Here is an 11,352-nt window from a genome sequence, read left to right on the forward strand (position 1 = left end):
AGCCGCCCAGGCGGCTCCCGACGCCACGATGGCACTCAGGGACCTGGCACTAGCGATGGAGGAACTCCCCCCGGCCGACCAAGAGCGAGCTCGTGCGTTCTTCGCCCGCCCGACCGATCCGGGCGGAGATGACCTGGACGAGGACGTCATCGTCGAATACCTAGACGGCGAGGGCGCGCCACTCTGCGGCGATGTCATCTGCGTGCACTACGCCAACGGGCCAGACTCGGACGCCCCGCCGTCCACCGACGATGACGACAACGGGTACCCGGACGTTGTCGACGCCACCTTGGCGACCGCCGAATCCGTTCATAACACCTACAGGCAGGCGGGATATCGTCGGCCAGACCCGGACGGCATGCAGGGTGACGACACCGACAAGATCGACGTCTACCTCGCCGACACCGGGGAGTTCGGCGGCCTGTACGGCTACTGCGCGGCCGACGACTGGTCGGACGACCCGCCAAAGAATCGGGCGGCTTTCTGCGTGATCGACGAGGACTTTGACGCGGACCAGTTCCCGAGCCACACCTCCTCGGAGAACCGGCAAGTGACCCTCGCTCATGAGTACTTCCACGCCGTGCAGTTCGCCTACGACTTCCGCGAGGATCGCTGGATCATGGAGGCGACGGCCACATGGGCCGAGGAGCAGCTCTACGACGCGGTCGACGACAACCACCAGTACCTCACTGATAGCCAGATCAGTACGCCCTGGGCTCCTCTCGACGCCTATGCGGACTTCCACCACTACGGCAACTGGGTGTTCTTCGAGTACCTCAGCCAGCGATGGAGGACTCGACAGGGCCCGATGCCCAAGATCGTGCTGGACGTTTGGAAGCGAATGAGTGGGCGTCCTGGCGCGCCAGATCAGTACTCCACCCAAGCCATTCAGCACGTGCTGAACCAGCGGAACTCGTCGTTCACCACTGTCTATGGTCGGTTCGCTGACGGCAATCGTCGTCCGGCCAAGACATACGACGAGGGCGGAGCCAGCGCTTACAGGCCGGTCCGCCCGCTGCAGACGCGAACGCTGTCGAGGACCAAGCGCAGCACACCTAGATGGTTCCTTGATCTCGACCACCTCACGAGTGACGTGGTGAGGCTGACGCCCGCGCGCGGCCTGAAGCGACGTGACTGGAAGCTTCGGGTCAAGGTGGACATGCCACCCGCAAAGTCCGCTCCGGTCGCTCGAGTCGCGGTCTACCTCAAGAGCGGCAAGGTCCAGTCGAGCGCCGTCAAGTTCAAGAAGCGCGGCTTCAGCAGCAAGGTCGTCGGATTCAGCACCCGCAACGTCAAGTACGTCGAGCTCGTTGTGGCGAACGCAAGTCGCCGTTCCAGGTGCGGGAGAGGAACCGTTTTCGCGTGCCAGGGTCTGCCGCTCGACGACCAGAGGCGCTTCAGGTTCAACGCCAGCATCTTCCGCAGCTGACCAGGTCAGCCTTCGGCCAGCCGGGTCAGGGCCTTGCGCACCACCTCGGGGTCGGTGGTCGACCACATCGGCGCCAGGCTGGCGCGCAGGAACCCGCCGTAGCGGGCGGTCACCAGCCGTGGGTCGAGCACGGCTACGACGCCGCGGTCGGTGGTGGTGCGGATCAGTCGGCCCGAGCCCTGCGCCAGCAGCAGCGCGGCGTGGGTCGCGGAGACCTCCATGAACCCGTTCCGGCCGCTCTGGTCGGCGGCTCGCGCCCGCGCCGACATCAGCGGGTCGTCGGGGCGCGGGAACGGGATCCGGTCGATCAGCACCAGCTGGCAGGTCTCCCCCGGCACGTCGAGCCCCTGCCACAGTGAGAGCGTCCCGAACAGGCAGGTGTGGGGGTCTCCGACGAACTGCTTGGCCAGCTCGGGCAGCTGCGCATCGCCCTGGGCCAGCGTGGTGAGATGCGGAAGCCGTCGGCGTACCTCCTCGGCGGCGATCTCCGCCGCCCGCCGGCTGGAGAACAGCCCCAGCGTGCGCCCCTGGGCGGCGTCGACCAGCTCCACGATCTCGTCGAGCTGAGCGGGACCGAGGCCGTCGCGGCCGGGCGGTGGCAGATGCCGGGCGACGTACAGGATCGCCTGCTTGGCATAGTCGAACGGCGAGCCGACGTCGAGCCCGGTGTAGTCGTCGTCGCCCAGGCCGAACGACGTCGCGACCGCACTGAAGTCGCCGCCCAACTTCAGCGTGGCGCTGGTGAACACGACCGTCTTGTCGGCGAGCAGCTTGTCGCGCATCGGGCCGCGCACCTCCAGTGGGGCGACGTGCAGCCGCGCCGGCTGTCGATCGGTCCGCTCGGAGAGCCACAGCACGTCGGAGTCGCTGCCGGCCGCCATCCGCTCGGCGATCGTGAAGACCTCCTGCACCGACCCGCGCGCCTGCTGTCGGCCCGCGTCTCCCTCGGTGTCGTCCTTCTCCCGTGGGTACGCCGAGAGGCAGGCCCGGGCCGCGTCGCGGACCAGCACCAGCGCGTCGGCCAGCACCTCGGGCACCCTGTCGAACCGGCCGGGCTCACACTCGGCCATCGCCGCGGCCAGCGCGTCACCGGCGTCGCCGAGGTCGTCGGCCTCGCTGCCGTCGACGAACCGCCTGGACCGTCTCGACGCACGGTCGACGTCGCTGGGCGCGAGCTCGTCGGTGGCGGCCTGGGTGACCCGGGCGACCAGCTCGTGGGCCTCGTCGATCACCACGGCGTCGTACTCGGGGATCATCGGGACGCCCTCGATCGCGTCGATCGCGAGCAACGAGTGGTTGGTGACGATCAGGTGGCTGCGGTGGGCCTCCTCGCGGGCGAGCTCGACGAAGCACTCCTGCCCGAACGGGCACTTCGCCGCACCGAGGCAGTCGCGGTGGCCGACGCTCACCTGCCGCCACTCACGATCGGTGTGGCGCGGCGCGGCGTCGCGCTCGCCGCTGCCACCGGTCTCGGCTTCCTTCTCTGCCCACGCCCGCAGCTCGAGCACCTTGGCACCGAGCGACCCCTCGGGGACGTCGACCAGCGTGCCCTGGTCGTCGGGCACGCCCTCCCGGATCCGGTGGAGGCAGGCGTAGTTGGAGCGGCCCTTGAGCACCGCGTACGACGCATCGACCCCCTCGGGGAGCGTCTCGACCAGCCGCGGGATGTCGCGCTCGACCAGCTGGTGCTGGAGGGCGAGCGTCGCGGTGGCCACCACCACCCGCTGGTCGTTGAGCAGGCTGGGGACCAGGTAGGCGAGCGACTTGCCGGTTCCGGTGCCGGCTTGCACGAGCAGGTGGTCACCGGGGGTGAGCCCCCCGTCCAGTGCTCGGGCCACGGCCTCGGCCATCTGCACCTGGCCGGGGCGCTCCTGCCCGCCGAGCGCCTCGACGGCACTCGCCAGGACATCGTGCACAGCGGCGTCGCGCACGGTGGGGTCGGGCTGGGTCACCGAAGCAGCCTAGGCGCGGCCGGTGACACGGTCAGACGACCGCGCCGGAGTCCTCGGGGCTGCGCACCTTCTTGACCTTCGGCTCCCGCGACATCGGCCACCGCTCCTGCAGGTAGATCAGGATCGGGGTCGCGGTGAACACCGAGGAGTACGTACCGACGATCAGGCCGACCAGCAGCGCGATCGCGAAGTCCTGCAAGGAGTCGCCGCCCAGGATGGCGAGCGCCGCCAGGATGAACATCGCACCGAGGCCGGTGTTGACCGTGCGTGGCATGGTCTCGACGCACGCCTTGTTGGAGACCTCCGAGAACGGCCGCTCGGTGCTGGCCCGCCACCGCTCCCGGATCCGGTCGAACACCACGACGGTGTCGTTGACCGACAGACCCACGATCGTCAGCGCCGCCGCGAGGAAGACGCCGTCGATCGGCTTGCCGAGCCACGCGAAGAGCCCCACGACGAGCACGACGTCGTGGAACATCGCGGTCACGGCGGCCAGGCCGAACGTCCACTTGAACCGGATCGCGAGGTAGATCATCTGGGCGAGCAGCGCGATCCCGAACGCGATCAGTGCCTTCTGGCGCAGCTCGTCACCGAGGGACGCCCCGATCCGTTGCGAGTCGACCTGCGTGACCTCGCCGCCGATCTCGGCCAGTGCGTCCTCGATCTGCTGCTCCTCCGCGTCGCTGATGTCACCGGTACGGATCGTGAAGTCGGCCGTGTCGGCGCCCTGCACGACGGCGTCGGGGAAACCTGCGTCGGCGATCGCGGCCCGTGCCTCGTCGACCGTGACGTCGCGCGCGGTCGAGTAGTCGAGGGTGCGGCCGCCGGTGAACTCGATCCCGAGGTTCAGTCCTGGGCCGACGATGCCGGCGACGGCCGCGATCAGAGCGACCGCCGACCCGGCCAGCCAGAGCTTGCTTCGTGACATCAGGTCGGGGTTGGTGCGGTCGAGCCAACCCCGGATCTTGCCGGTGTAGCCCATGCCGGTGAACCGCGGGTGTCGCGAGACCCAGGGGATGGAGAGACCAGCGTTGGTCAGCAGTCGAGCGACGATCAGCGCGGACACCATGGAGGCGAGCACACCGATCGACAGCGTGACGCCGAAGCCCTTCACGGGGCCGGACGCCAGCAGGAACAGCAGTGCCGCGGCGAGCAGCGTGGTGACGTTGGAGTCGATGATCGCCGTCCATGCCTTGTTGAAGCCCTTGGTCAGAGCGGCCTGCAGGCCGGCCTTCGGGGCGTCGACGTACTCCTCCCTCGCTCGCTCGAAGACCAGCACGTTCGCGTCGATCGCGAGTCCGATCGCGAGCACGAAACCGGCCAGGCCAGGGAGGGTCAGAGTGGCGCCGAGGGCGAGCAGCAGGGCGTACGCGATCAGGGCGTACGACGCCAGCGCGATCGTGGCGAGGAACCCGACGAAGCGGTAGACGAGGCAGATGAAGAGGCCGGTCAGGATCAGCCCGATGATGCCGGCCTCGACGGAGTCCTCGATCGCCTGCTCGCCCAGCGTCGGCCCGACCAGCCGGTCGGAGATGTTCTCGAGCGGCAGCGGCAGGGCTCCGCCCTCGATCAGCGCCGCGAGCTCCTTGGCCTCGTCGATGGTGAAGTCACCGGTGATCGAGGTGGTGTTGCGGATGTTGCTGCCGCAAGGGACCTGGACCTCGGGTGAGGAGATGATCGCGTCGTCCAGCACGATCGCGATCCGACGCTGGTCGCCCTGCGCACAGGCGGCCTCTCCCGAGAGCTCGCCGAAGGCGTCGGAGCCCTCGCCGTTGAAGTCGACGTTGACTGACCACGCGATCGACGTCTCGTCCTGGCCCGCCTCCGCGCCGGTGATCTCGTCGCCCTGCAGCGCCGCCGGGCCGAGCTCCAGGACCTGACCACCCTCGCTGGGCAGGATCAGGTTCTCGTCGTTCCGAGGCTCGGCGTTCTCGTTCTGCACCGCCCGCAGCACGGGGTGGATCGTCAGCTGCGCGGTCTGCCCGATCCGCTCCCGCGCCTCGTCGGCCTCGGCCTCGTCGGTGATGCCGGGGAGCTCCACGAGGACCCGGTTCTCGCCCTGACGGACCAGGGTCGACTCGGCGACCCCGAGTGCGTCGACGCGCCCGCGCAGGACCTCGAGCGTCCGGTCGACGTTCTCGGCCGTGGCCTCCGTGGTCTCCGTGGACTGGGCCTCGAAGATGAACTGGGCGCCACCGCGCAGGTCAAGGCCGAGCTCCGGCTTGCGCTCCACCGCGATCCAGGCGCAGCCGCCGAGCAGGCCGATCACAAGGAGGAGACGGAACCAGGCGCCACGGGACATGGGGGGCATCTTCCTACCAAAGGTCGGCGGGCGACGAATCGGGGTCCGGAAGTCGCGGATTTCCGGTGGTGACGCGGGCCACGCCCCGGCGTACGTTGAGGTGATCTCACGAGCGAAAGGAACTCTGTCCATGTCTCTCGATCGCCGATCCGTGCTGAAGTCCAGTGCCGCCGCAGCAGTGGCCGCCGGTCCCTTCGCGGGCCTGGTCGCCGAGTCCGCTGCCGCGTTCCGACCGCCGGACCCGACTCGTCTCCTGCCGATTCCCGACAAGCGGGACGGCAAGGTCCGTCTCCACCTGCCTCGGGGCTTCAGCTACCGCTCGTTCCACGACACCGAGTTCCCCGTCGTGCTCGACGACGGCACCGAGCTTCCGGGTCGGCACGACGGCATGGGCGCCTTCCGCGGCCCGAACGGCAACGTGATCCTGGTCCGCAACCACGAGATCACCAACCTCGGCAATCCCAGGGCGTTCGGCCCGGGCACGCCGTACGACCCCGCCGCCGGGGCGGGCACGACGACGATCGAGGTCACGAAGTACGGCGAGGTCCAGGACGCCTACACCAGCCTGAACGGCACGATGTTCAACTGCAGCGGCGGGATCATGCCGTGGGGATCGTGGGTCACCTGCGAAGAGACCGTCAACGGGCCGGACGTCGGACCGGACTTCCAGGGCTCGCCCAACGCCGGCCTGAAGCAGCCGCACGGGTACGTCTTCGAGGTGCCGAAGGACGGGCAGTCCGAGCGACAGCCGATCACGCACGCGGGCCGGTTCGCCCACGAGGCCGTGTCGTTCGACCCGGTCGACGGAATCCTCTACCTCACCGAGGACAACTTCGAGTTCCCGTCCGGCTTCTACCGCTACATCCCGCCCAGCAACCCGATGAAGACCGGCCGGCTCGAGGACGGCGGCCGGCTGCAGATGCTGGCGATCAAGGGCCGGCGCAACGCGCATCTGGAGCGTCGCTGGAAGCGGGGCAGCACGTGGGACGTGAGGTGGGTCGACATCGACGACCCCGACTTCCGCGGCGACTACAACCACGTGACCGGTCAAGGGACCACCAACGACCAGGCACTCGTGATGGTGGGAGACCAGGGCCGTGCCCAGGGCGCTGCCTTGTTCTCCCGGCTCGAGGGGCAGGTCTTCGACGACAACGTCGTCTACTTCACCTCGACCCAGGGCGGCGGGCCGAAGGAGGACGACAGCGACGACGACAACACCGACGGTTTCGGCCGGGGGAACGGGCAGGTCTGGGCCTACCACTGCCGGTCCCGGAAGCTGCGGCTCGTCTACCAGGCCCCGCTCGATGACATCCGGGCGAACCGGAGGTTCGACTTCCCCGACAACATCACCACCAGCCCCCGCGGGACGCTGGTCGTGTGCGAGGACTCCAGCATCGACAACTACATCCGCGGCCTCTCACCGCGCGGCCAGCTGTGGGACATCGCACTGAACCGTCTCGTCAGCCAGATCGCGCTGCCGGACGGGACGTTCCCGACGCGGTTCGGCGATGAGTTCGCCGGGTCGACGTTCAGCCCGGACGGGCACACGCTGTTCGTCAACATCCAGGCCAGCAAGGGGATGACGTTCGCGATCTGGGGGCCGTGGAAGCGGATCGGCGTCTGACGGCGCCTGCTGCCGCGCGACCGTTGCGCTCGCGGCGGCACTGATGTTGGCTGGGGGGTACTGCGGCTGACCCGGCCGCACCTATCTCGGGAGGGTATCGATGCGGCGACCCCGCGCACTCATCCGTCGAGCCGGCATTGCCGTGCTCATCGGCGGCCTGGCCACCACGCTCGCTCTCACGACTGCCGCGACCACACCGGCTTCGGGTGAACCGAACCGCGCCGATCCCGACCCGGTTCAGGTCGTGATGGTCCATGCGCCCACCGTCGACCAGCGCAACCAGGTCGTCGGGCTCGGGCTCGACATCACCGAGCACGCCACCCGCAAGGGCATCGAGGTCGTGCTGTACGACGCCGAGGACCGACGCACACTGCGGGAGGCGGGCTTCGACTGGACGGTCAAGGTGGCCGACCTCGAAGCGCAGACGCGCGCCGACCGCCGCGCCGACCGCCGGTACGACGCGGCCGTCACGCGCTCGCCGCTGCCGAGCGGCCGCACGGCGTACCGCACCTACGAGGAGTACCTCAGTGACATGGAGCTGCTGGCGCAGCGGTTCCCCAAGCAGACCCGGCCGCTGACCCTCCCCAACGAGACCGTGCTCGGCGAGCCGATCCACGGCCTGGAGATCTCCGCGAACGCCGACAACGTCCAGGACGGCAAGCCGGTGTTCCTGCTCCTGGGTGCGCATCACGCGCGGGAGTGGCCCAGCGCCGAGCACACCCTGGAGTTCGCGTTCGACCTGCTCCAGACCAACGCGCACAAGGATCCGCGGTCGGTCCAGATCATGAGGAACTCGCGGCTGGTGGTCGTGCCGGTCGTCAACGTCGACGGCTTCCAGATCTCGAGAAACGCCGAGCCCGGTGACCCCGAGGACGATTTCGACGTCTTCGACTACGAGATGAAGCGGAAGAACTGCAGCATCTCCCAGAGCACGCCGGTGCGGTACACGACCGGCCCGTGCGACGACAACGACGCCGGCCGGCTGCGGGGCACCGACCTCAACCGTAACTACCCCGGCTACTGGGGTGGCGGTGGCGCCAGCACGAACTGGTCCAGCGACACGTTCCGCGGCGACGGGCCCGGCAGCGAGCCGGAGCCGGACGCCGTGCGGCAGTTCATCTCCGAGCGTGCCGTGACCATGATGATCAGCAACCACACCTACTCGAATCTGGTGCTGCGCCCGCCGGCCATCGCGGCGACGGGCAAGGCGCCGGACGAGCCGGTCTACAAGGCGCTCGGCGACGAGATGGCCTCCCACAACCAGTACACGAGCCAGGCGTCGTACCAGCTGTACGACACCTCCGGCTCGACGGAGGACTGGAGCTACTGGATCACCGGCGGCCTCGGGTTCACCTTCGAGATCGGGCTCGAAGGGTTCCACCCCGAGTTCCAGAACGCCGTGGTGGGCGAGTACCTCGGCGTGCCGCCGGCGGCGGGCGCCGGTGAGGGCGGCAACCGCGAGGCGTACTTCACGGCGGCCGCCGCGGCCGCCGATCCCGCGCTGCACTCGCGGATCAGAGGCACGGCGGCGAAGGGCCGCACGATCACGGTCACCAAGACCCACATATCGGCGACGTCTCCGGTGATCCAGCCGGACGGCTCGACCCGCGACCCGATCTGGTACGAGGACACGCTGACCAACACCTACCACTCCAACGGAGGGCCGTTCACGCTGCACGTGAACCCCTCGACCAGGCCGCTGGTGGCCGGCCGCTACGGGCGCGAGCCGGTGGCCGACCCGCAGGAGCCGATCACCCTGGTCAACCCCGAGGGCATCCCAGCCGAGGGCGAGAGTGAGGAGCTCACGTTCGAGGTCGGAGGGTTACCGGAGGTCGACAACGGCTACGCGACCCTCGAGCTCGGCTGGCCCGGCGCCGCCGACTGGGACTTCTTCGTGATCGGCCCGGACGGCGATCCGGTCGGCTCGGGTGCGACGCTCGCCAACCCGGAGCGGATCCGGATCCCGGACCCGGTCGCCGGGACCTACACCCTGGTCGCCGACAACTACGAGGGTGGCTCGGCCGAGGACGACTGGGAGGGTGAGGTCACGTTCCAGAGCCCCGATCCGCCGACGTACACCGGCATCAAGGAGAAGTGGGTCCTCAGCTGCACCAACCAGCAGGGACAGGTGATCAGCACCCGCGAGGTCGTCATCGACCGCGGCGAGACGGTGTCAGTGCAGAACGCCTGCTCCAAGGCCCGGGCCAAGGGCTGACGGGGGAGACGCCTGCGGGCCGGCGTGTTGATCACGCTGGCCCGCGGGTCGTTTCTCAGGAACTGCCTAACGCCGAATCCGCATGACGTTTCCCCCCGGTTTGAATGCCGACCCTCCCCCAGGATCGACTGTCTGACACCGTCACACCGGGCTCGCGACCGGTCAACCCTCGAGGGCGGACCTGACTAGACCAGTTACCCGACCCGCACCACGCCGGCCTCGTACGCCCGCACCACCGCCTGGACCCGTGTCGTGACACCCAGCTTGGCGAGCACCCGGTTGACGTGGGTCTTCACGGTGGCCTGCGCGATGACGAGCTGCGCCGCGATGTCGTCGTTGGACAGCCCGCGCGCCATCAGCGCTCCCGGCCGCGGGTGCTCGAGGTAGGCCTCGATCAAACGCCGCGTGAGGGTCGGTGCCGACAAGGACTCGCCTGCCGCCACAACGGGAGGACGCGGGCCACGACAGTGTCAGACGGTGTACGCCGCGAGCTCGCCGGCCAGGTCGGGGTTCGCGCGCCCGCTGATCCTGGTGCCGTCAGCGGTGTGCTCCATGGTGTCGATCTCGCCGTGCCGGTGGAGCCGGTCGATCAGGTCACCACGGTCGTAGGGCAGCAGCGCGGCGAACTCGACGCCCGGCCGGGGCAGCGCGGCCTCGATGGCGGTCAGCGCGTCGGTGATTCCCGCGCCGGTGCGGGCGCTGACCACCACGCTGCGGGGCTCGCGGGTCAGCAGCCGCTGGACGACCAGCGGGTCGGCGATGTCGGCCTTGTTGATGACGATCAGCTCGGGCACCTTGCTGGCGTGGACCTCGGACAGCACCTCCCGGACCGCGGAGATCTGGCCCTCGGGGTCGGCGTGGGACCCGTCGACGACATGCAGGATCAGGTCGGAGTCGGCGACCTCCTCCAGTGTCGACCGGAACGCCTCGACCAGCTGGTGGGGAAGGTGCCGGACGAAGCCGACGGTGTCGCTCATGGTGTAGACGCGGCCGTCGGTGGTCTGGGTCCGGCGGGTGGTGGGGTCGAGGGTCGCGAAGAGCGAGTCCTCGACCAGCACGCCGGCGTCGGTCAGCCGGTTGAGCAGGCTCGACTTGCCGGCGTTGGTGTAGCCCGCGATGGAGACACTCGGGATGTGGTGGCGGCGGCGCTCCTGGCGCTTCACCTGCCGGGTGCCGGCCATCTCCTTCAGGTCGCGACGCAGCTTCGCGATCTTGGTGTTGATCCGGCGCCGGTCGGTCTCGATCTTGGTCTCACCGGGACCACGGCCGCCGATGCCGCCTCCGTCGGCGCCGACCCGGCCACCGGCCTGGCGGGACAGCTGGCCGCCCCAGCCGCGCAGCCGCTGCTTCATGTAGTTGAGCTGGGCCAGCTCGACCTGCGCCTGGCCCTCCTTCGACTTCGCGTGCTGGGCGAAGATGTCGAGGATCAGCGCGGTCCGGTCGACGACCTTGACCTTCAGCCGGTCCTCCAGGTTGCGGAGCTGGCTGGGCGCGAGCTCACCGTCGCAGATCACGGTGTCGGCGCCGGTCGCCTGCACGATCTCCCCGATCGCGTCGACCTTGCCGCGCCCGACGTACGTCGCCGGGTCGGGCTTGGTGCGCCGCTGGAAGACCGCCTCGAGGACCTCCGAACCGGCGGTCTCCGCCAGCAGCGCCAGCTCGGCCATGGAGTTCTCGGCGTCCTCGACGGTGCCCTCGGTCCACACGCCCACGAGCACCACCCGCTCCAGGCGGAGCTGGCGATACTCGACCTCGGTGATGTCCTCGAGCTCGGTGCGCAGCCCGGCGACCCGGCGGAGCTGGTGGCGCTCGGCCAGGTCGAGGGCGCCC

Annotated in this window: 7 protein-coding genes; 3 read left to right on the forward strand and 4 right to left on the reverse strand. The window is 69.4% G+C overall.

Translation table 11 applies throughout. From position 1 onward, the window contains the following. The coding region (locus VFZ39_RS01175) for an MXAN_6640 family putative metalloprotease (protein WP_330863886.1) at positions 1-1,429 on the forward strand (1,429 nt) is incomplete at its 5' end. 5 nt (positions 1,430-1,434) lie between these two features. On the opposite strand, the gene VFZ39_RS01180 is transcribed toward VFZ39_RS01175, so the two are convergent. Together VFZ39_RS01180 and secD are read right to left on the reverse strand one after the other, a co-directional pair. Further along, positions 1,435-3,279 carry an ATP-dependent DNA helicase gene (locus tag VFZ39_RS01180; protein WP_330863891.1) on the reverse strand — a complete coding sequence of 615 codons (1,845 nt, stop codon included), beginning with the start codon at positions 3,277-3,279 and terminating at the stop codon, positions 1,435-1,437. Between the two features lie 133 nt (positions 3,280-3,412). After that, positions 3,413-5,683 carry a protein translocase subunit SecD gene (secD, locus tag VFZ39_RS01185; RefSeq protein ID WP_330863887.1) on the reverse strand — a complete coding sequence of 757 codons (2,271 nt, stop codon included), beginning with the start codon at positions 5,681-5,683 and terminating at the stop codon, positions 3,413-3,415. A 130-nt stretch (positions 5,684-5,813) separates the two neighbouring features. Between secD and VFZ39_RS01190 the strand changes: the two genes are divergently transcribed. Continuing rightward, complete coding sequence (locus tag VFZ39_RS01190) at positions 5,814-7,307, forward strand: alkaline phosphatase PhoX (RefSeq protein ID WP_330863888.1); 1,494 nt, start codon at positions 5,814-5,816, stop codon at positions 7,305-7,307. A 100-nt stretch (positions 7,308-7,407) separates the two neighbouring features. Next, on the forward strand, positions 7,408-9,522 hold the full coding sequence (locus VFZ39_RS01195; protein WP_330863889.1) for a M14 family zinc carboxypeptidase: 2,115 nt from the start codon (positions 7,408-7,410) through the stop codon (positions 9,520-9,522). A gap of 194 nt (positions 9,523-9,716) precedes the next feature. Here the strand turns inward: VFZ39_RS01195 and VFZ39_RS01200 are convergent, their stop codons facing one another. Both VFZ39_RS01200 and hflX read right to left on the reverse strand, forming a co-directional pair. Beyond that, positions 9,717-9,947 (reverse strand): response regulator transcription factor, encoded by a 231-nt coding sequence (locus VFZ39_RS01200; protein WP_330863890.1) that lies wholly within the window; start codon positions 9,945-9,947, stop codon positions 9,717-9,719. A gap of 45 nt (positions 9,948-9,992) precedes the next feature. After that, positions 9,993-11,352 (reverse strand): GTPase HflX (gene hflX, locus VFZ39_RS01205; protein WP_414690248.1); only part of this gene is annotated, 1,360 nt, incomplete at its 5' end.

This window comes from Nocardioides sp. (assembly GCF_036374615.1).
In the GTDB taxonomy this organism is placed as follows: Bacteria; Actinomycetota; Actinomycetes; order Propionibacteriales; family Nocardioidaceae; genus Nocardioides.

Coding starts and splice junctions, on each gene's coding strand:
- VFZ39_RS01180 (WP_330863891.1), bottom strand. CDS start 3,279: ATGGCCGAGGCCGTGGCCCGAGCACTGGACGGGGGGCTCACCCCCGGT.
- secD (WP_330863887.1), bottom strand. CDS start 5,683: ATGTCCCGTGGCGCCTGGTTCCGTCTCCTCCTTGTGATCGGCCTGCTC.
- VFZ39_RS01190 (WP_330863888.1), top strand. CDS start 5,814: ATGTCTCTCGATCGCCGATCCGTGCTGAAGTCCAGTGCCGCCGCAGCA.
- VFZ39_RS01195 (WP_330863889.1), top strand. CDS start 7,408: ATGCGGCGACCCCGCGCACTCATCCGTCGAGCCGGCATTGCCGTGCTC.